The organism is Herpetosiphon gulosus, assembly GCF_039545135.1.
Lineage (GTDB): Bacteria > Chloroflexota > Chloroflexia > Chloroflexales > Herpetosiphonaceae > Herpetosiphon > Herpetosiphon gulosus.
In genome coordinates, this window is record NZ_BAABRU010000011.1 from 84,909 (window position 1) to 103,277 (window position 18,369).

22 protein-coding genes are annotated in these 18,369 nt (G+C 49.9%); 14 read left to right on the forward strand and 8 right to left on the reverse strand.

From position 1 onward, the window contains the following. The first annotated feature begins 93 nt into the window (after window positions 1-93). The 7 genes from ABEB26_RS15815 (at window position 94) to ABEB26_RS15845 (ending at window position 7,511) form a co-directional block, all read left to right on the forward strand. On the forward strand, window positions 94-2,154 hold the full coding sequence (locus ABEB26_RS15815) for a pre-peptidase C-terminal domain-containing protein (protein WP_345723010.1): 2,061 nt from the start codon (window positions 94-96) through the stop codon (window positions 2,152-2,154). A gap of 230 nt (window positions 2,155-2,384) precedes the next feature. Continuing rightward, a complete protein-coding gene (locus tag ABEB26_RS15820) occupies window positions 2,385-3,491 on the forward strand; it encodes a S1C family serine protease (RefSeq protein WP_345723011.1) in 1,107 nt (368 codons plus the stop codon). Between the two features lie 130 nt (window positions 3,492-3,621). Further along, on the forward strand, window positions 3,622-4,008 hold the full coding sequence (locus tag ABEB26_RS15825) for a hypothetical protein (RefSeq protein WP_345723012.1): 387 nt from the start codon (window positions 3,622-3,624) through the stop codon (window positions 4,006-4,008). 54 nt (window positions 4,009-4,062) lie between these two features. Next, entirely contained in the window at window positions 4,063-4,722 is a 660-nt protein-coding gene (locus ABEB26_RS15830; RefSeq protein WP_486348313.1) for an ABC transporter permease, read from the forward strand. Between the two features lie 21 nt (window positions 4,723-4,743). After that, window positions 4,744-5,685, forward strand: coding sequence for a glycine betaine ABC transporter substrate-binding protein (locus tag ABEB26_RS15835; protein WP_345723015.1), 942 nt, complete (start codon window positions 4,744-4,746; stop codon window positions 5,683-5,685). Between the two features lie 229 nt (window positions 5,686-5,914). Beyond that, window positions 5,915-6,889 (forward strand): ABC transporter ATP-binding protein, encoded by a 975-nt coding sequence (locus ABEB26_RS15840; protein WP_345723016.1) that lies wholly within the window; start codon window positions 5,915-5,917, stop codon window positions 6,887-6,889. Next, the gene (locus ABEB26_RS15845) at window positions 6,873-7,511 is read left to right on the forward strand and encodes an ABC transporter permease (protein WP_345723017.1); all 639 of its coding nucleotides are present in this window, start codon (window positions 6,873-6,875) and stop codon (window positions 7,509-7,511) included. The genes ABEB26_RS15840 and ABEB26_RS15845 overlap by 17 nt, the downstream gene beginning before the upstream one ends. Before the next feature lie 106 nt (window positions 7,512-7,617). On the opposite strand, the gene ABEB26_RS15850 is transcribed toward ABEB26_RS15845, so the two are convergent. Beyond that, on the reverse strand, window positions 7,618-8,163 hold the full coding sequence (locus ABEB26_RS15850) for a TM2 domain-containing protein (protein WP_345723018.1): 546 nt from the start codon (window positions 8,161-8,163) through the stop codon (window positions 7,618-7,620). Window positions 8,164-8,392: 229 nt separating this feature from the next. Between ABEB26_RS15850 and ybiA the strand changes: the two genes are divergently transcribed. From ybiA to ABEB26_RS15870, 4 genes are all read left to right on the forward strand, one after another. Next, a complete protein-coding gene (ybiA, locus tag ABEB26_RS15855) occupies window positions 8,393-8,839 on the forward strand; it encodes a riboflavin biosynthesis intermediates N-glycosidase (protein WP_345723019.1) in 447 nt (148 codons plus the stop codon). Then, the gene (locus ABEB26_RS15860; protein ID WP_345723020.1) at window positions 8,836-9,063 is read left to right on the forward strand and encodes a hypothetical protein; all 228 of its coding nucleotides are present in this window, start codon (window positions 8,836-8,838) and stop codon (window positions 9,061-9,063) included. Before ybiA ends, ABEB26_RS15860 begins: the two co-directional genes overlap by 4 nt. An 85-nt stretch (window positions 9,064-9,148) precedes the next feature. Beyond that, window positions 9,149-9,487 carry a hypothetical protein gene (locus tag ABEB26_RS15865; protein ID WP_345723021.1) on the forward strand — a complete coding sequence of 113 codons (339 nt, stop codon included), beginning with the start codon at window positions 9,149-9,151 and terminating at the stop codon, window positions 9,485-9,487. Between the two features lie 3 nt (window positions 9,488-9,490). Beyond that, a complete protein-coding gene (locus tag ABEB26_RS15870; RefSeq protein ID WP_345723022.1) occupies window positions 9,491-10,600 on the forward strand; it encodes a GH39 family glycosyl hydrolase in 1,110 nt (369 codons plus the stop codon). A 115-nt stretch (window positions 10,601-10,715) separates the two neighbouring features. On the opposite strand, the gene ABEB26_RS15875 is transcribed toward ABEB26_RS15870, so the two are convergent. From ABEB26_RS15875 to ABEB26_RS15890, 4 genes are all read right to left on the reverse strand, one after another. Continuing rightward, window positions 10,716-11,285, reverse strand: coding sequence for a hypothetical protein (locus ABEB26_RS15875; RefSeq protein WP_345723023.1), 570 nt, complete (start codon window positions 11,283-11,285; stop codon window positions 10,716-10,718). A 4-nt stretch (window positions 11,286-11,289) separates the two neighbouring features. Then, window positions 11,290-12,705, reverse strand: coding sequence for a 4Fe-4S binding protein (locus tag ABEB26_RS15880; protein ID WP_345723024.1), 1,416 nt, complete (start codon window positions 12,703-12,705; stop codon window positions 11,290-11,292). A gap of 10 nt (window positions 12,706-12,715) precedes the next feature. Next, the gene (locus ABEB26_RS15885) at window positions 12,716-13,093 is read right to left on the reverse strand and encodes a FixH family protein (RefSeq protein ID WP_345723025.1); all 378 of its coding nucleotides are present in this window, start codon (window positions 13,091-13,093) and stop codon (window positions 12,716-12,718) included. A 66-nt stretch (window positions 13,094-13,159) separates the two neighbouring features. Further along, window positions 13,160-13,507 (reverse strand): hypothetical protein, encoded by a 348-nt coding sequence (locus ABEB26_RS15890; protein WP_345723026.1) that lies wholly within the window; start codon window positions 13,505-13,507, stop codon window positions 13,160-13,162. Between the two features lie 122 nt (window positions 13,508-13,629). On the opposite strand from ABEB26_RS15890, the gene ABEB26_RS15895 reads away from it, so the two are divergent. The 3 genes from ABEB26_RS15895 to ABEB26_RS15905 all read left to right on the forward strand — a co-directional run bounded on the left by ABEB26_RS15895 (window position 13,630) and on the right by ABEB26_RS15905 (window position 15,261). After that, complete coding sequence (locus ABEB26_RS15895; RefSeq protein WP_345723027.1) at window positions 13,630-13,983, forward strand: hypothetical protein; 354 nt, start codon at window positions 13,630-13,632, stop codon at window positions 13,981-13,983. A 104-nt stretch (window positions 13,984-14,087) separates the two neighbouring features. After that, a complete protein-coding gene (locus tag ABEB26_RS15900) occupies window positions 14,088-14,582 on the forward strand; it encodes a disulfide oxidoreductase (protein WP_345723028.1) in 495 nt (164 codons plus the stop codon). Beyond that, the gene (locus ABEB26_RS15905) at window positions 14,575-15,261 is read left to right on the forward strand and encodes a DsbA family protein (RefSeq protein ID WP_345723029.1); all 687 of its coding nucleotides are present in this window, start codon (window positions 14,575-14,577) and stop codon (window positions 15,259-15,261) included. The genes ABEB26_RS15900 and ABEB26_RS15905 overlap by 8 nt, the downstream gene beginning before the upstream one ends. 43 nt (window positions 15,262-15,304) lie before the next feature. Here ABEB26_RS15905 and ABEB26_RS15910 read toward each other — a convergent pair whose 3' ends face one another. The 3 genes from ABEB26_RS15910 to ABEB26_RS15920 are packed head-to-tail and all read right to left on the reverse strand — an operon-like array spanning window position 15,305 to window position 18,295. Next, the gene (locus ABEB26_RS15910) at window positions 15,305-16,522 is read right to left on the reverse strand and encodes an MFS transporter (protein ID WP_345723031.1); all 1,218 of its coding nucleotides are present in this window, start codon (window positions 16,520-16,522) and stop codon (window positions 15,305-15,307) included. Then, on the reverse strand, window positions 16,509-17,618 hold the full coding sequence (locus tag ABEB26_RS15915; protein ID WP_345723033.1) for an MBL fold metallo-hydrolase: 1,110 nt from the start codon (window positions 17,616-17,618) through the stop codon (window positions 16,509-16,511). The genes ABEB26_RS15910 and ABEB26_RS15915 overlap by 14 nt, the downstream gene beginning before the upstream one ends. Next, a complete protein-coding gene (locus ABEB26_RS15920) occupies window positions 17,615-18,295 on the reverse strand; it encodes an ArsR/SmtB family transcription factor (protein WP_345723034.1) in 681 nt (226 codons plus the stop codon). The genes ABEB26_RS15915 and ABEB26_RS15920 overlap by 4 nt, the downstream gene beginning before the upstream one ends. Window positions 18,296-18,369 lie beyond the last annotated feature (74 nt).

The following is an 18,369-nucleotide window of genomic DNA, read 5'->3' on the forward strand; positions in this document are numbered from 1 at the left end:
ATCCCACCTTCATTAGTGCCCCTGCAAAAGCCTTGTTTTAGGAGGTTTGCATGCGTCTACGGATTGGGTTTATTGGCCTCATGATCGCCTTACTTGGGTTTGCGGGCTTTCAAGCCAGTTCAAGCCGCCCCAAGTAACACAACCGCCTCACAAATTGCTCAGGCGAATATACCGCAAGGTGCAGTCCGCGTTAAAGAACAAGAAACCAACAATACGACTGCAACAGCAAACGCGATCATGTCCAGCAGCACCCTGATTCGCGGGATTATCTGGAATGGCGACGTTGACTTCTATAGCATTGAATTAGCTGCTGGCGATCGCCTGACCGCCGCAACTATGTCTTCGGCCTCAGCTTCGGGTAACAATGATACGGTATTAACCTTTTTTGCGCCTGATGGTACAACTGTGGTTGAAACCGATGATAACGATGGCTCGATAGGAGCCAATTCCTCAGTGATTAGCTCGGCTCCGGTGACCCAAACCGCTACCTACTATCTGCGGTTAAGTAGTACCAGCACCAACCAAGTTCGCTACTATGACTTCTATGTGCGGGTGTTGAGCGAAGCCGCAACTGCCGAACAAGAACCAAACGATCTTGTGACAACCGCCCAAGTGTTGCCTGCCAGCGGCACAATTTCGGGGGTCTTATCGGCCACCACCGACCTCGATTTCTACCAATTTAACTTGAATGCTGGTGATACGATCTTTACCAGCCTCGATCTCAACCCTGAGCGTGATGGCATCGTTTGGAACGGACGACTAGGAATCGGCACGTTTAATGGCTTTACTTTAGTTGTTGATGATGGAAGTGTAGTCTCACCCAATGCTGAAGCCCATTTTATGACCGTCAAGACGAGTGGTACCTACTATGTGCAGGCCTCAACGACGGCTGCAAGTATTCCGGCTGAAGCAACCTATTTATTAGATGTTACACTATTTCCGGCTGAGCAACAGGCCAATTGTACAACCTACACCAGCACCGATGTGACCAAGACCATTCCGACGACCACCAGCTTTATCACCTCAACCCTAACGGTGCCTGATAACTTTATCATCGCCGATCTTGATGTCAGTATCGAACTAACCCATACCAACATGCCCGACCTGGATGTCCAACTCCAAGGTCCAGATGGTAATGTTGGTGGGCTATTTACCGATATTAGCAATAATACCCAAACCACGATCAATATCGATCTTGATGATGAAGGCGCGATTCCAATTGGAATTTTCGCAATTGTCTCAGGAGTTCGTTATATTCCAGAGTTTGCGTATCGTCTCGATTGGTTCGATGGTGGTCGCTCTGCTGGCACATGGACGCTGTTGATTCATGATGATGCTGCTAGCAATGGTGGAATGCTGCAAAATTGGAGTATCACGCTTTGTGCTGCCCCACCCGCCAGTTGCCCCGATGGTATGAGTATGAGCACAATCACGAGCACCGATTTCGAGGCCAACGATGGGGGCTTTACCCATAGCGGAACCGCTGATACATGGGAATACGGCGCACCAATCGCTGCTCCATTGATCGGTAGTTATAGTGGGGCTAATAGCTGGAAGACCAACCTTGACGGAACCTATTCGATCAGTAGTATTGCCAATCTCTTCTCACCATCAATTAGTATTCCCAACGTTGCTGGCCCAGTCTATATCCAATGGCAACAACGCTATCAAATGGAAAGTGCTTCGTTTGATCATTACACTGCTTCGATTGGTACCGGGGTTGTAACTAAAACCTTGTATGAATTTGATGCAGCAACCATGACCAATGCGGTGGGTAACCCCAGTGTAACCTTCCAAGAAAGCACAGTTTGGAGCCGCCAGCTGCACGATATTAGCGAATTCAAGGGCCAATCGATCCAAGCGCTCTATCACCTTGATACTGATGATAGTGTCCAATTAGGTGGTATCGCGATCGATGATTTCCAAATTATGGCTTGTGATAGTCCGGCTGTAACGGCTACCCCAACTGAAGAGCCAACAGCAACCAACACGCCAACCAATACGCCAACCAATACACCAATTATTACGATTACCCCCAGCAACACGCCGACAATCACGGTTACCCCAAGTAACACGCCAACCGTTACCCCAAGCGTTACCGCTGGACCAACCATGATTCCGGTTTATCTGCCACTCGTCGGTAAAGGCGAATAAATACGTTTTATAATTAGTTACTCAAAAGCCCGTGGCTCAGCCACGGGCTTTTTTTATAGATGCACCAAGTTATGAAGATTTGATGGAGCATTGGATAAATTCTGAATGAGCAAAAGCGACGTTTAATCTCTATTTTCTAAACCACTATTTAGCCTGCGTTAGCCTACGTTTTAGCTAAATATTGCTACAATACAAGCAGCAAAACAAGCTCTCTGCAACTAGGAGTCGTTATGAGTAATCCCAAACGTACCGTCGGCCTCGGCGGATTGATTATTGCCGCCCTCGCGCTTTCAGGGGTTGGTGGTGGGTTAGTTGGTGGGGTGGCAGGCTATCGCTTAGCTCAAGTTGATCAAACGGCAACGGCGGTGGCGGTCACGCCAACCAGCGCCAATCAGCAAACGACCGATAATCTGACTGCGCAACCAGTTGTTGCCAGCACGAATGATGCTGTTGTCCAAACCGTCGCCAATGCCTCACCAGCAGTCGTAAAAATTATTAGCACGGTGGTTGGTGGTCAGGCCAGCGGTTCAGGGGCAATTATCAATGAAGATGGCTATATCATCACCAATAATCATGTGGTCGAAGGTCAAAGCCGCTTGCAAGTGATTTATTCTGATGGAACGAGCCACAATGCCGAGTTGATCGGCACTGATGCCTTTTCGGATATTGCGGTGATTCGGGTACTTGATGCCGTGCCCGCCACAATTGCCTTAGGCGATTCGGATAGCCTACAGCCAGGCGAAACGGTCGTGGCAATTGGCAGTCCGCTTGGTAAATTCCAAAATAGTGTTACGCTTGGGGTGGTCAGCGCCCTTGACCGCACAATTGATAGCATGGAAGGCCTGATTCAAACTGACGCAGCGATTAACCATGGCAATAGCGGCGGCCCACTGATCAACCTTAAAGGCGAAATTGTTGGGATCAATACGTTGGTTGTGCGTGGTGATATTGGCGGCATTGATGAGGCTCAAGGCTTGGGCTTTGCTGTTCCATCAAATATCGTGCGTGAAGTCAGCGATGCCTTAATTGCCAATGGTCAAGTTATTCGACCATATATGGGCATTAAATACGAATTGCTCTCGCCCGAAACCGCCGAACTAGGGATTGCCAACGATAAAGGCGCCTTCGTGACCAATGTTGATGAAGGTACACCTGCGCGACGAGCTGGCATTAGCCGGGGCGATATTATTCTCGCAGTCAACGGCGAAGAAATTACTCAACGCCACTCGTTGCAACGCCTGTTATTGCAATATAAACCAGGCGATACCGTAACGGTCACCATCGAGCGTAATGACCAGCAACAAGAGGTCCAAATTACCCTCGCGGAACGCCCATAATCGTGTAATAAACCTAGCTTGCTTCAAGCCCTTCGTTACCAAAACGAGGGGCTTTTTGGTTGTGGCACGCTGCTTGCCCTTTACAGAGCGTTTAGAATACAAACGAAACTTAGCCTGAAGGAGTGTCGAAATGCGTCGTTGGTTTTTAGTTCTGAGTCTTTTAGTGATGCTGGTGGGCTGCTCAGGCAGCAGTATCGCTACCCAAGTCTCGGATACAGTGCAACAATTAAGTGAAACCTCAGTTCAAGATTTGGTTGATCGTTTGTCGGGGATCGAAGAAGCAGTCCGCAACAATGATTGGGAGCAAACCCGCGCTTTATTTAGCACGGTCGAAAATGGCTGGAATGCCCTACGCGTGCCTGTTGAAGCTGCTTTTCCCGAGATTGCCAGCAATATTCAAGCCCAAATCGACCAACTGAGCCAAGCCTTGAGCGTTGAACTACCAAGTTCCGAAGACGTTCGGGCAGGCTTATCCAATTTGCGCGATCAATTAGTGGCTTTATTGCAAGCACTTTAGAGCTACTTTTTGCTGCAACTTGTGGTATGCTTTTGAGGTTTCCAACGTCGAGGAATGTGTGTGGGTGAATTTCAGCAGGCCTTGGAGTATGCGCTTGAGCCGCGCAATTTAGCGCGATTAAGTGCAGCGCTCAATCGCCATGGGCAGCTTGTTACTAGCGCGATGGCGATTGCGCTGCTGCTTGGCTTGCCCTTTGGTTGGTGGAGCAGCCGCTCACGCCTGATTAGTGCAATTGCGATCAACACCACCAATGGGCTGCGCGTCATTCCTAGCCTTGCCATCCTCTTTTTGTTTGTAGCAATCCCAGGCTTTGGCTTGAGCATTCGTTCGGCAATTATCGCCCTAACAATCTTAGCTTTACCGCCAATTTTGATCAATACCAACGCGGCTTTTCGTACGCTCAACCCAGCCGTGCGCGAAGCCGCCAAGGCCATGGGTATGCCAGCATGGCTGCAACTATGGCGGGTCGAATTGCCTTTGGCCGCACCTGTCATCCTTTCGGGCATCCGCATCGCCTTAGTTGAGGTGATTGCTAGCGCCACTTTGGCGGCCTTTATTGGAGCTGGCGGACTAGGCAGTTTTATCACCCTAGGATTTAGTATGAGCCGCGTCGATATTTTGCTTGTTGGCGCTATTCCGGTGGCTTTGCTCGCAATTCTGGCCGAAATCGTCATGGCCGGGCTATTGCGATGGGTGCAACCACCACAGTTTTAAGCTTGTTGGATAGGAGGATTCATGCGACGTTTCATCCAGCTAACCGTATTGCTCACGCTCTTGATGACAATTTTAGCCGCTTGTGGCGATGATGCAGTGAGCAGCACGACGGCCCCTAGTAGCGATCCAAATCCCGCCCCAAGTAGCAATCAAGTGATTCGGATTGCTTCAAAGAATTTTACCGAACAGTTTATTGTGGGCGAAATGTATGCCCTCTTGTTGGAACAAGCAGGCTACAAAGTTGAACGCAAAATTGGTTTAGGTGCAACCGATGTAGCCCAAGCTGCCATGGAAAAAGGCGAGATTGATATTTACCCTGAGTACACTGGCACTGGCTTGTTGACCGTGCTCAAATTGCCAACCCAAACCGATCCCAAAGCGGTCTATGAAACAGTCAAAAAAGGCTATGCCGACAAATATCAAATTGCATGGCTCGACCCTGCGCCAATGAATAATACCCAAGCCTTGGCCATGACCAAGGAAGGCGCACAAAAATTTGGCATCATCACAATTTCCGATATGGCCGCCAAAGCAGGCGAATTACGCATGATCGGCCCACCTGAGTTCCAAGAACGCGAAGATGGCTTACCTGGGATTCAAGCCAAGTATGGCAACTTCGAACTCAAGGAATATGTCCCAGTTGATCCAGGCCTCAAATACAAGGGCTTAGTCGAAGGCAATGCTGATGTGGTCGTGGCCTTTGGTACTGACGGCGAAATTGCCAATTATGGTTTGGTTGTACTCAAAGACGATCGCAACATGTTCCCGCCCTACCAAATCGCACCGTTGGTACGCCAAAGTGTTTTGGATACCAACCCCAAATTGGCTGAAGTGCTGAATGTCTTAGCTCCCAAACTTGACGATGCGACCATGCAACAGCTCAATTTTGAGGTCAGCGGCAATAATCGCAAGTATGAAGATGTTGCCAAAGAATTCTTAACTACCCAAGGTTTGTTGAAATAGGTTTTGCTCACTTTCGATCACAACGTCGCCCCTCTCCCACTGTGGGAGAGGGGTCGCTTACAAGGGTAGGTTGTTAACAATGATTTGGATGGGACTCACCGTCGATTAACATGCCCTCACCCCCTCGCCCGCCGCAGTGGGAGAGGGGGTGGGGGTGAGGGAACGTTAAAACCTAACCCTTGTAAGGAGAGGGGTCGGGGGTGAGGGAACCGTGCAGGGAGTTATCGGCGTGAGCACAATCGAGTTTCACAATGTTCGTAAAATCTATCCCAAGGCCGCAACTGCTGCGCTCGCCGATATTTCTCTGACGATCCATCGCGGCGAATTTGTGATTTTGCTCGGGCCTTCGGGCTGTGGCAAAACTACGCTCATGAAAATGATCAATCGCTTGATCGAGCCAAGCGGCGGCACAATTTTGCTCGATGGGGTCGATATTCAGTCGATCAATGCCACGAAATTGCGCCAGCAAATTGGCTATGTGATTCAGCAAGTTGGGCTTTTTCCGCATATGACCGTCGCTGAAAATATTGCAGTTGTCCCCAAATTGCTTGGTTGGCCCAAAGCCAAAATCCAAAGCCGCATTGACGAATTACTCCAGCTTATCCAGCTAGATCCTGCCCAATTTCGCCAGCGCTACCCCGCCCAAATTTCCGGTGGCCAAGCGCAGCGCGTCGGTTTGGCTCGTGCCCTAGCCGCCGATCCTGGGGTGATGTTGATGGATGAACCATTTGGCGCGATCGATGCGATCACCCGCACCGCTCTGCAAGATGAGATGCTGCGGATTCAGCAGCAATTGCAGAAAACTATCGTTTTTGTGACTCATGATGTTGAAGAAGCACTGCGCTTGGCCGATAAAATTGCTATTCTGCACGAAGGCATGATCGTGCAATACGATACTCCGCTCAATTTATTACGCAATCCCGCCAATCACTATGTCGCCGAGTTGCTGGGAGCCGATGATTTGGTGCGCCGTTTGAGTTTGATTCAGGTGCGCCATGTGCTCCAACCACTGCCTGCAAATTATGATTCCACGTTAGCAAGCATCGAAAGTAGCCGCAACCTGCGCGATGGGTTGAATCAACTCCTCGCTAGCAGCAACGAACAATTGCTGGTCGTTGAGCACAATCAGCCAATTGGGATGCTCTCGTTAGCCGCAATTCATGCCTATTTGCATCCTGAGGTCAGCCATGAACGACATCGTTGATGGACTACAGTATCTATTAACTGAACGGGCTGAGGTTTGGCAATTACTCGGCCAGCATGTGACGATCAGTCTGATCGCGCTCTTAATCGCTAGTTTGATCGCCTTGCCCTTGGGGCTATTGGTGGTGCGGGTTGGTTGGCTGGCTGGTGGTGTGATGGCTGTGCTGAGTGTGTTATATACGATTCCTAGCTTGGCGATGCTAATTATGCTGATTGCAGTGTTTGGCCTGAGCAAAACCACCGTCATCGTGACGCTGGTGATTTATGCTCAAGTGATTTTGGTGCGTAATATTGTGGTTGGCCTGAAGAGCATTGATCGCTCGGTGCTGGAAGCGGCGCGGGGCTTGGGCATGAATGCTTGGCAAATCTGGTGGCAAGTCGAATTGCCCTTAGCCTTGCCGATTATGTTGGCCGGCCTGCGGATTGCCGCCATGATGTGTATTGCGATTAGCTCAATTGCCGCCATGATTGGAGTTGGTGGTTTGGGCCAATTGCTATTTCAAGGCATTACCTTTGATCGCGCTGATATGATTTGGGCTGGCACAATCAGTATTGCCAGCTTGGCCTTGGTTTGCTATGGATTATTGGCATTGTTGGAGCAACAACTTAGCCCAAAAATATAATTGGAGCCGCGACCAAATTGCAATAGCCATTGCAACATATCGCTAGCTCCAATTATAGCCAAACCATACGATAGCTACGAGCAGCGCCGAAGCGCCATAAAGTGAGTTAAAACCAGCGCTTCTCAATCACATACTTCTGATAAAACTCTGCATCAGAAGCAACCAAATAGAGTACAGTTTGGGCCAAACAGACTAAGCCAACTAAGGCATAGCCAAAAATACCAATAAAAATACAGGTTAGTGGCAAGAACACCACATTCGATAAAAGCAAAATCAGCCCCATTTGATGATTACCCAAATAGAAGCCATGGAGACCTAATGGCCCTCCGAAAAAGGCAAACAAGGCTGCTACAACTTTATTTTTATCCCCTGCAACATAGCCTTGGGGCACTTGATATTGATATTGATTGGGTTGTTGGTAAGGAGCGATTGGTTGTTGATAATTGGCTTGATACATTGGCGGTGGCTGGACTGGCTGGCTATATTGTTGATAGGTTGGTTGGGCAGGAGTAGGATTTTGTTGATAGGCCACAGTTTGAGCGCCATGCACTGGGCTGCCTTGCAACGAACCACCACAATTGGTACAAAACATCACATCAGGATGGGTTTGGGTGTTACAAGTTGGGCAAATTTTATAAAATGGCTGAGTCATAACGCGTTCCTTAGCGCCAATAATGGCACAGTTAAATTATGTTTTTTGGGTGTCATTACATCTAGCCTTAAGACGTTTTTAAAAGATCTTTTGTTTCAACCACAGTCTATCAACAAGCGCTTGGCTCGCCATCAGTCGTAAGATGCAGCTTAAATCGGTCGAGTGCCGATAGCTATCAAGTCGTAATCGCGCGAAAATAGCATATCAAATTTTCGCATGGAGTACAATCATGACTATTTATTTTTACGCAGTTTCAGAGGAATTTGGTTGCTTCTCGAACTTTTCGGCCCACGGGTTTAAGCTCGATGGTCACTACTGGCCCACCAGTGAGCATTATTTTCAAGCCCAAAAATTTGTTGGCACTGACTATGCTACAACGATTCGGCTAGCCAAATCGCCAGCGATTGCTGCACGGCTGGGGCGCAGCCGCAAACAGCCGTTGCGCCGCGATTGGGAAGCGATCAAAGATGCTGTAATGTGCCGCGCCTTGTTGGCAAAATTTCGTAGCCACGCTGATATTCGGACAATTTTGCTAGCAACTGATGATCAGCCGCTCGTCGAGAATGCTCCCAATGATTATTATTGGGGTTGCGGGGCCGATGGCTCGGGCAAAAATAGGCTTGGTCAATTGTTAGTCGAAATTCGCCAAACCCTGCGTGATGAGGAACTTGCATGAGCCATGTGCGCTTTTCAATTGAGCAATTACACCATTTTCACTGTGGCGCATGTAGCGGTTGGTGGAGCATCGGCGATGCTCCGCCCCGCGATCATTGGTTTTGCCCATGGTGCGGCACTCAATTGATCAATGCGGGGCCACTGCCGCCGCTCAACTCCAGTCCTGAAGCGCCAGAAGGCCCAGAAAACAATCCGCTACTCAATGATGGCCTGGCAATCGATTGAGCAGTTGCTGGGGCAGCAAGCACTAGTTGGCAAGCAGCGCTGAATCTTGTACGATGGCGCAAGCAGTTTTTTGAAGGAGCCGTCCATGCTAAACCCTGCCGATCAACTTTTACTCAAAAGCCTCTGCAACGATCTGGTTGCCGTCGAAGCCCAAATCAGCGAACTCGAAACGCAACGTGAAAGCCTGCGTGCTCGCATCTCAGAACTCGTCGAGCAGCTGGGCGGCAAAATTCAGTTACGCGGTTTTGGCACGTTGCAAATCTCCAATCCTAGTGTGATTGTTTCCTACGATCGCAAGGGGATCGAGCAGTTGGTGCAGCAATTAGCAGCAGCTGGCAATTTTGCCCTTGTTGATGCAATTCAAACGTCGCGCAAGGAATCGATGCGCAGCGGTGGCCTGCGGATTATGCGTGAAAAAGCCTAAATTATGCGCTTAACTCGCCGTTTATTGCTCAAAAGCGTATTAATTAGCCTAATTTGGGGTGTGGCGCTGTTGCAATTGTATCGCCAGCGCGTGCCACCAGCCTTTAATTTGCCCACTGCCGCCAGCGTACAAACTCAGCACCCAATCGTTGGGATTCATACCCGCTTGATGGGCTTGGATGAACCCACGATTCGCCGAACCTTGCAGCAGGTACGCGAAATGGGCGCAACTACGATTATCGATTTGTTTCCGTGGGCCGTGATTCAGCCGCGTTCAGCCAATAGCTACGAGTGGACGGGCAGCGATATGCTCATTGCCCATGCCCAACGCCAAGGCCTGACGGTGATTGCGCGTTTGGATTTTGTGCCAGCTTGGGCACGGCCTGCCAACACCAGCGATCGCTATCTCGACCCTGATCACTATGCGGCCTATGCTGATTTTGTGGCGGCGTTTGCCCACCGCTATGTGCCGCAGGGCGTGCAGGTATTGCAAATTTGGAACGAGCCAAATCTACGCTTTGAATGGGGCGATCGTGCGCCTGATCCGGTGGCCTATGCCAATTTGTTGAAAGTCGTCTATCCGCGCGTTAAAGCAGTTGCCCCCGATGCCCAAATTACCTTGGCTGGGCTTGCCCCAGGTGGCCCGACTGGCCTAATCGATCCGCAAACGCTGAGCGTTAATGATTTGACCTTTCTCAAATTGTGTTTGGCGGAAAAACCGCCATTTGATGCAGTTTCGGTCCATGCCTATGGCTCGGTTAATCCCGCCGAGCAAGCGCCAGATCCCACAATTACTAACTTTCGGCGGACTGAGTTGATTCATGATTTAGTCGTGGCGGTAGGTTATGATGTGCCGTTTTATATTACCGAGGGCGGCTGGAACGATCATTCGCGTTGGCCAAACGCTGTACCCCCGCCAATCCGCGTGCAAAATACGCTTGCTGCTTATGCTTGGGCCGAGCAACACTGGCCATGGATGCGCACTGTGGGCTTTTGGCAATTTTCATTGCCCAATCTTACCTATACCTATGCCGATAACTATACCTTTGTAGCGCCTGATGGCACACCCAAAGCAATTTATTACGCCGTGCAAGCATTTACCCAACAACCTTAGCAACGAGCAGTAGCAATGCCGAAACCACGAAGATCACGAAGGGCAAGGGGGCAGGATTCAGGGGCGAGGGGCCAGATTTGAATGTCGTAGCCCATCTGCCCCTGCACTCTGATCTCTAGCTTCTCGGCGCTTCGCTCTCAGATTGTTGTTGTTTGAGTAGGGTATTGCGTCGCATGGTCAATGTCCAAATTGCGGCGACCACCAAAAATGGCGCTAAACAAATCAGGGTGGTGATCCACGGTGGAAATGGTGGGGTCACCAGCACTTTAAATTGATGCTGCCCAGTGCTCTCGCCCGCAGTCACGGTTACATCAAGCGTCCAATAGCCTTCTTGATCAAATTCGATGGTTTGTTCGATACTGGCTTTGTGGCTGGCGCTTTGACCACTGGCGCTTGAGTTGCTTGGCCCAGTGCTGTTGGCATCGGCTATCGCTTGAATCGCGATCGTTACTTCACCATCGTTCATGCTGGCTGGTAGCTCAATATCGCTATAAAACGTACCAGTGCCCACGTCGGGGTCGGCCTTCATCGAGAGCGTAAACTCCCCAATTTTTTGATCATACAACACCGTGTAGGGTTCGCCAAAGTGCGCCGCTGCTGGTTGCAATGGCACAAGGCTCACGAGAATCAAGCTGGCGATAAACATTCCACGAAAAAGAATGATCCAGCGTTGCAATGCTTGCATACAATTATCCTTCTAGAATCCCACGCATATCCATTGGTTGGCTTAGCAGCCACATCGCACTGCCAGCCATCGCTACGATAACCAGTGCCCATGGCAGCCATGCCCAATGTTGGCGTTGTTTAGTGATCGTCGTTGTCGTTTGCCAGGTAATCACTGCTGAAAGCACACTGCCCAGCAAAATCATGCCGATTTGAAAGGGGTAGATCATCGCTTGCGGCACGAGTGGGCTTAATCCCGTTACGGGCATCCAGCTAAAATTAATGCCTGCTTCGGCCAATAACGAGCGCAAGACTGGCAGAATCGTCCAAAAGCCGATGATAAAGTGAAAGGCATAGTGGGCTGTCCACATGGCAATGCCAATTGGCAAAAAGCCCTTCATAAAGCGATTGATGATCGCGATTAAGCGTTCGCGATGGCCGCTGATCCTCCGAAAGAGCCATGCTGCTCCGCCCAACAACACTACTGGCTCGATCACCAAGGCCAAGATAAACACCACACTCAGCAACAATGTTTCGCTGGTGATGGCAAACTGGCTGGTGAGCCAATTGTAAAAACTATAAACTGGGCTGATCATACCAAAGGCGTTGAGCAATGCACCCCAAGTAAATACCAACATCAGCAAGCTAAAATCGCTGCGTTGTTCGATTCTGCCAATGCCCGAGCGTGGTTCTAGACTGATCAGCTCTTGGCCTGGCACGCGAGCCAATAAGCCAATATTATCGTGAGGGCAGGCATGAATACAATCCAAACACATCGTGCAATCGAGGTTACCGACCTTTTTGGGTTGAAACAGCCACAATTCACAACCTGGCTGATCATCACGTCCTACAATGCAATCTTTGGTTTGGCAGGTTTGGCAGCGTTGGGGCTGGCGCACCGCCACCTCGATTGGCGAGAGGGTTGAACTCAGCATATTAAATTGGCCCAACGGACAGACATATTTACAAAATGGCGCACCCTGAAAACTGCTATCGATCAGCAAAGCGGCCACAAAATAGGCCACAATCAGCCAAGCTGTCCACCACGGCGAGGCCCACAAATCAAAGCGCTCATACACAAAGAAGAATGCGACCAACAATCCAGTCGTTAGCCATTTGTTGCGCAACCAGCTTGGCCATTTGAAGCGTGGTTTGAGCCAGCGTCGCGCTAGGTTACGCGGCAACATAAACGGGCAAGCCATACAAAACAAGTTGCCCACCACCAACAAAGCCAACATCAAAAAACCACGATAATGCACCCAAACCAGCACTGTAGCGCTATTTTTGGGAGCCAACTGAGCGCCAGTCATACCATCCCACACCATCAACATGGCTACGGCAAATAGTGGGATTTGCAGCGCAAAACGGGCATAGCGCCAACGTCCTAACCAGCGCAAGCCTGGCAATTTCAGCAAATCAATCGCCTCAAGCTGTTGCATCATTCACCTTCCTTTATTGAATGTTGAAGGCAGGCAGCGTTCGTTGCATAACTGCGCCATTGGATTCAGTGATGTTGACGATCAATACCCATTCGCCGAGCATCGAAAAATCAATGCTCGCCTGATATTTACCAGCGCCAAGCGGCTCCATCTGCACAATTTGTGAGGGCATGCCAGCGTGGGTCATGGTGGCCTCGATTTGGACTTTGGCGTTTTCCAGTGGAGTTGAACCATCGCTGATGCTCAAGACAATCGTTTGCGCCGCCATCGTACTAGGGATTTGTTCAAGGCTAATGTTCAAACGTGGATCATCGCTGGGCGTGCGGCTACAGCCAAGCAAACTGACTAAAATCAAGCTCAACAGGATTAAATGGACATAACGTAACATCATGGCAAACCTCAAAATAAATATCCCACAGCAGTGGGCATTGGGCCAAATATTCGACGTGTTGATGGGTTAAACTGTTTTGGGGGGTGGCACGTAGCGCGGGTGAAACCACATTGCATAATTCAAAACCGGGGTTTCCCAGTAGCGCCAACGTTGCTTGAGTGGGCTTAAATCGAGCATTGGATTTGGCACGAGCCAGCTTAGTTGGCCGTGTCCATGCTCAGCAATTGGGTTAAAGGGCAGTGAACGTGGTGCTTCGGATTCTGCTTGTGGCAGGTCATTAATTTGCGGCATGCATGGGTAAAACCACCAGCCAAGCGTGTGCTGATGGTAGTTGGCTTGGCCGATTGGTAGCAAAATCAGCACAATTAGGCTGCTTAGCCAACAATAGCCTAAAAATGATTGGTCGTATGCCATGCTTGTTCCGCCTGTTTAACCACAAGCTGTACTATAGCAAACCGATTGCGAAACGCCAAATTTGGCCTTTTGAGCCGATTTTGGTATAGTGTAGTTAACGAAAAGGACATTAGGTTATTTGTATGGCGCATGAATTCCACATTTTACGCACTATGACGTGGCTCGGCACAATTGTGTTGCTGCTAATTCCGTTGGTGCTTGCGCCATGCCAGCCACGGATTCTGATCAGCTATCATTATCCATGTGCAGCTCAGGTAACCCAAGGTTTTAACGATCAGCATCATGCCGAACAGCCAATTTCAACCCCGGCAGAGTCGCCAAGTGATGCCTGTGTTAGCCATGCCGCTCCATTCCTGTCAGTTTCCGAGCAAATTGAGTTAATTCTGGTGGCTGATCAACTGCATTGGATGCCTGATGCACTGAATTATCGCTCGCCCAGTTTAGCCCTCCTCGTGCCCCCGCCTAAAAGCATTTAATCCTTCATTAAGTTTATTGCCCAATCAGCCAGATCATGTTTGGTGATCAAGGCTGATCTGGTCGTGATCGGTTTATTCACATTATCAAATTAAAGAAGGATGTTATGCAGCCCTCTGCAATTGAATCATCGGCGCTCAGCGAGCCTGATGATCACACCCATATTTCATTTGGACAGCGTGTCCGTGAAAATCTCGGCTATTTAGCATGGCTTCAAGCGGTCGTTGCGACGCTTGGCAGCCTCTATTTTAGCGAAATTAAGGGCTTTCCGCCGTGTAATTTATGTTGGTATCAACGGATTTTGATGTATCCGCTGGTGCTGATTCTGACGGTGGGGATTATTCGCCGTGACCCTGCGCTGCGTTGGTATGGCTTGCCGTTGAGTATTGGTGGCTGGTTGGTCGCTAGTTATCACTGTTTGCTGACCTATGGTGTAATTTCGGCTGAACTTGCGCCGTGTAGCGCAGGGGTTTCGTGCCTTGCCCGTTGGATCAACTGGTATGGCTTTATTACGATTCCACTGCTGGCTTGGGTCGCATTCAGCGTCATTACCGTTGCTTTGTTATTTGCTAAACCTGCTAAGGAGCTTGATCATGAATAAATCTGTTGCTACCAAAAAACGCCAAGCCCGCACCCGCAAACCTCAAGGTGGCTTACCGCGTGAAGTTAAGATGTTGCTTTGGCTGAGTGTGCCAGTGCTGTTGATTGTGGCGGTGGTGATGTTGACTAAAGCCGGAGCCGAACCAGCCCAAACCGTCGATGTTTCACGCTTGATCTACCCTGATAGTCCTGTTTTGGGCAAAACTGATGCTCCAGTCACGATCGTTGAGTTTCTTGACCCTGAATGTGAATCGTGTCGCGCCTTCTTCCCAATCGTCAAGGATGTGCTGGCTCAAAACGGCGATAATGTACGCTTAGTTGTGCGCTATTTCCCCTTGCACAACAACTCAGTTTTGGCGATTGCCGCAACCGAAGCTGCTGGCAACCAAGGCAAATATTGGGAGATGCAAGAGCTGCTTTTCAATAAACAAAGCGAATGGGGTGAAAAACAAACTCCACAAACTGCCTTGATGTTGCAATATGCCCAAGAATTGGGCTTGGATGGCGATCAGTTTGCCAAAGATTTGAGTGACCCCAAGATTATGCAGAAGATCGAGCGCGATAATGCCGATGCGCAAGCGCTGAATGTGCGGGGTACGCCGAGCTTCTTCGTCAATGGCAAAGAAGTTAGTTCGCTGAGTCAAAGCGCCTTACAAAGCGCAATCGACGACGCAAAATAGGCCATAGCAGCGCTGCTTGATTGATCATCGAGCAGCGCTTTTCTTAATCGTTGTTGAGATTCAAATGCGCTAGCAAACCAGAAATTGCGGTTAAACCTGCGACCAAGCCAATTGCCCAAGCCATACCCAGCCAATCGGCGATAATGCCCGCCAACAGTGCCCCGACAGCATAGCCAAGATCGCGCCAAAAGCGATAGATGCCCAAAACTCGAGCGCGGCTAGCTGGTTCTGCCTTGTCGCTCACCACGGCGATTAACGTGGGGTAGACCATCGCTGTGCCAATGCCTAAGCCAATGCTGCTTAGCAGCCACCAGCCAAAACTTGTAGTGTTGACAATCAAGCCCAAAGCTGCGGCTTGCAGCAACATCCCCTGGACAATCAGCGCCTTGCGGCCAAGTTTATCGGAGAGTGGCCCCGTAATCAGCTGGCCAACGCTCCAAACCGCTGGATAGATAAATTTGAGCAAGCCGATTGCTGGCAAATCAAGCCCGTAGCTGGCGAAAAATAGCGGTAAAATGCCCCATGCCATACCATCGTTGAGGTTGTTGATCAAGCCAGCCTGACTTGCCCCAAATAACGTGCGATTGCCCCATGATGTTTGCTTCACGAGCTGCCAGAAATTGCTGCTCGTGCTCGTGGTTTGTTGGACTAAGCCATGGGTTTCGCGCACCAAGCCAATCGATAGCCCTAGGCCAATTACTGCATAGCCGATGCCAAGATAAAATGGCACTGGCCGCACACCATAGCTGCTGGCTAAATAACCAGTCAACCAAGCGGTAATTGCAACCGCCATATAGCCTGTAAATTCGTTGAGGCCAACCGCGAAACCGCGTTGTTCTGAGCCAACCAAATCGATTTTCATCACGACTGCCATCGACCAAGCCAAGCCTTGATTGATTCCAAGCAACACATTGGCTGCAACAATCCAGCCCCAACTGGGGGCATAGATTAGCATCCATGGTACTGGTAAGCCAACCAGCCAACCCAAGACCAAAATTCGTTTGCGCCCATAGCGATCAGCCAAAACCCCCGCAATCAAGTTCATCAAGGCTTTGACCAAGCCAAAACTGATGATAAAACTCAGCACAGTGGTGGTGCTGCTTAGACCAAAGGTTTGGCTGCCCAGAATTGGCAAGATCGTGCGTTCGATCCCAATCATGCCGCCAACCATGGCGTTAATTAGCATCAGCAGGCTAAATTGACCCAAATTGGCGCGTAAGCCAGTTTGGGTGATCGCAGGATGGGTATTAGGCGATAGCACAGCGGTTGGCTCCAGCTTCGAGAGTGATGAGATCGGCGGGTAGCCCGGCTCCAGCCTGATTCAACTGGACAATTGTTTGATGATTGGGCGGCGTTGCTGGGCGCACAGCAGTTAATCCGGCCACAAATTCAGTTTCAGGTTGGGCTAAACGGGGCGTTGCTGCCTGCACTTCAGCCAAACTAGCCATAATTGGCTGGCCATCAAAGGCAACTGGTTTGCTGGTATGGCCTGGCAAAATAATGCTTGCAGGATCAAACGTCAAGATTGTTTGCAAGCTTTGGTATAAGGCACTGGCCCGTTGTTGGGCTTCGGCGGCTTGAGCTTCGAGGTCGGGCCGACCAACCGCTGCCAAAAACAGCGTGTCGCCACTGAAAAGATGAGAGCCATCGAGCAAATAGCTCATGCTTTCCCACGTATGGCCAGGTGTGGCTAAGGCCTGAATTGTGGCGACTCCAAGCTGAATCTGCATATTGGCGCTGATTGGCTGGTATGTACCGCTGCTACGTTGATTAGCAGGCAAATAAAAGGTTGCACCGCTCAATTCGGCTAATTGGCGTGAACGCGAAAGATGATCGGCGTGAATATGTGTATCCAAGACTGCTTGAATCTGCCAACCACGCTCTTGTGCTAGTTGCAGATACACCGTCGGATCAAGGCTGGCATCGATGACCATTGCTTGGCCTTGCGAAGCAATTAAATATGAGAGGCAGCCCTTGCCTGTGCGCCGAATTTGGATAATTTCAGTGCCATTTGCTAATGTCGGTAGCTGAGCAATATTCCAAGCCAAGCTCCATGCTTGCATGCCACCAGCCAATGAATAGACTTGATAGCCCTGCGCTTGGAGTTGTTCGGCAGCAACCAAGCTCATTTTGCCCATTCCACAAACCGTTACAATTGGCTGATCAAGTGGAAATTTGAGCTGTTGCAAGGCTGGAGCGAGTTGGCTAGCTTTTAAATCGTAGTAAGCCTCAGCATGCACGCTTTGCGGAATCTGCCACTCTTGCCAATCGGCCTCAGGCCGAACATCCAGCACCGTGACTGCTCGACCTTGGCTAAGCCAAGTTTGTAAGGTTGTCACATCAATTGTTTGAATCATTTGGCTGCTTCCTGGGCTAAGGCAAAACCATGAGCTTGCCATTCGATGATCCCACCATCAAGCCGATAGACTTCAAAACCACGTTGGCTCAGCGTTGTCACCGCCTCATCGGCAAACAGGCAATATGGCCCCCGACAATAAACCACGATTGGCTGATCAGGTGCTAATTCAGCTAAACGCTGGCTTAATTCAGTGATCGGGATTGAACGTGCTTGCGGCAAATGGGCGGCAGCAAATTCATTGCTTGGTCGCACATCAAGCAACACCACATCTTGCTGCTCGATCCGCTGATACAAATCGCTGATGCTGATCGATTGATATTGGCTGCGATCTGCCAAAAAGTGCTGGACAACCGCTTGTACATCGGCTAGTTGACTTTCGCCGACCTGGCGCAAGCTGAGCCATAATGCTTGGACACTCGGATTAGATAAGCGGTAGTAGGCATACAAGCCTTCACGGCGTACACTCACCAATTGAGCGGCTCGCAACGTTTGCAAATGCTGTGAGGCATTGGCAATTGAAAGCGCCGTTTCGTTGGCTAAATCTTCAACCGTGCGCTCGCCTTGAGTTAGCAAATCAAGCAATTCCAGCCGATGGGGGTTAGCTAAAGCCCGACTGATCCGCGCAAATTGTTCATACAAGGCATTCTTAAATTGGCGTTTTTGACTCAATTCCATCACAAGTACCCCAGGTATTCCATTGTTCAATAGAATACTTGAGTAACTGCTGCCTGTCAATAGCCAAATTACCT

Excerpts from the sequence above, each read along its gene's own strand:
- ABEB26_RS15845 (WP_345723017.1), top strand. The coding sequence starts at position 6,873 with ATGAACGACATCGTTGATGGACTACAGTATCTATTAACTGAACGGGCT.
- ABEB26_RS15890 (WP_345723026.1), bottom strand. The coding sequence starts at position 13,507 with ATGGCATACGACCAATCATTTTTAGGCTATTGTTGGCTAAGCAGCCTA.
- ABEB26_RS15875 (WP_345723023.1), bottom strand. The coding sequence starts at position 11,285 with ATGCAAGCATTGCAACGCTGGATCATTCTTTTTCGTGGAATGTTTATC.
- ABEB26_RS15915 (WP_345723033.1), bottom strand. The coding sequence starts at position 17,618 with ATGATTCAAACAATTGATGTGACAACCTTACAAACTTGGCTTAGCCAA.
- ABEB26_RS15830 (WP_486348313.1), top strand. The coding sequence starts at position 4,063 with ATGTGTGTGGGTGAATTTCAGCAGGCCTTGGAGTATGCGCTTGAGCCG.
- ABEB26_RS15920 (WP_345723034.1), bottom strand. The coding sequence starts at position 18,295 with ATGGAATTGAGTCAAAAACGCCAATTTAAGAATGCCTTGTATGAACAA.
- ABEB26_RS15825 (WP_345723012.1), top strand. The coding sequence starts at position 3,622 with ATGCGTCGTTGGTTTTTAGTTCTGAGTCTTTTAGTGATGCTGGTGGGC.
- ABEB26_RS15835 (WP_345723015.1), top strand. The coding sequence starts at position 4,744 with ATGCGACGTTTCATCCAGCTAACCGTATTGCTCACGCTCTTGATGACA.
- ABEB26_RS15820 (WP_345723011.1), top strand. The coding sequence starts at position 2,385 with ATGAGTAATCCCAAACGTACCGTCGGCCTCGGCGGATTGATTATTGCC.
- ABEB26_RS15870 (WP_345723022.1), top strand. The coding sequence starts at position 9,491 with ATGCGCTTAACTCGCCGTTTATTGCTCAAAAGCGTATTAATTAGCCTA.
- ABEB26_RS15895 (WP_345723027.1), top strand. The coding sequence starts at position 13,630 with ATGGCGCATGAATTCCACATTTTACGCACTATGACGTGGCTCGGCACA.
- ABEB26_RS15850 (WP_345723018.1), bottom strand. The coding sequence starts at position 8,163 with ATGACTCAGCCATTTTATAAAATTTGCCCAACTTGTAACACCCAAACC.
- ABEB26_RS15860 (WP_345723020.1), top strand. The coding sequence starts at position 8,836 with ATGAGCCATGTGCGCTTTTCAATTGAGCAATTACACCATTTTCACTGT.
- ABEB26_RS15880 (WP_345723024.1), bottom strand. The coding sequence starts at position 12,705 with ATGATGCAACAGCTTGAGGCGATTGATTTGCTGAAATTGCCAGGCTTG.
- ABEB26_RS15865 (WP_345723021.1), top strand. The coding sequence starts at position 9,149 with ATGCTAAACCCTGCCGATCAACTTTTACTCAAAAGCCTCTGCAACGAT.
- ABEB26_RS15900 (WP_345723028.1), top strand. The coding sequence starts at position 14,088 with ATGCAGCCCTCTGCAATTGAATCATCGGCGCTCAGCGAGCCTGATGAT.
- ybiA (WP_345723019.1), top strand. The coding sequence starts at position 8,393 with ATGACTATTTATTTTTACGCAGTTTCAGAGGAATTTGGTTGCTTCTCG.
- ABEB26_RS15885 (WP_345723025.1), bottom strand. The coding sequence starts at position 13,093 with ATGATGTTACGTTATGTCCATTTAATCCTGTTGAGCTTGATTTTAGTC.
- ABEB26_RS15905 (WP_345723029.1), top strand. The coding sequence starts at position 14,575 with ATGAATAAATCTGTTGCTACCAAAAAACGCCAAGCCCGCACCCGCAAA.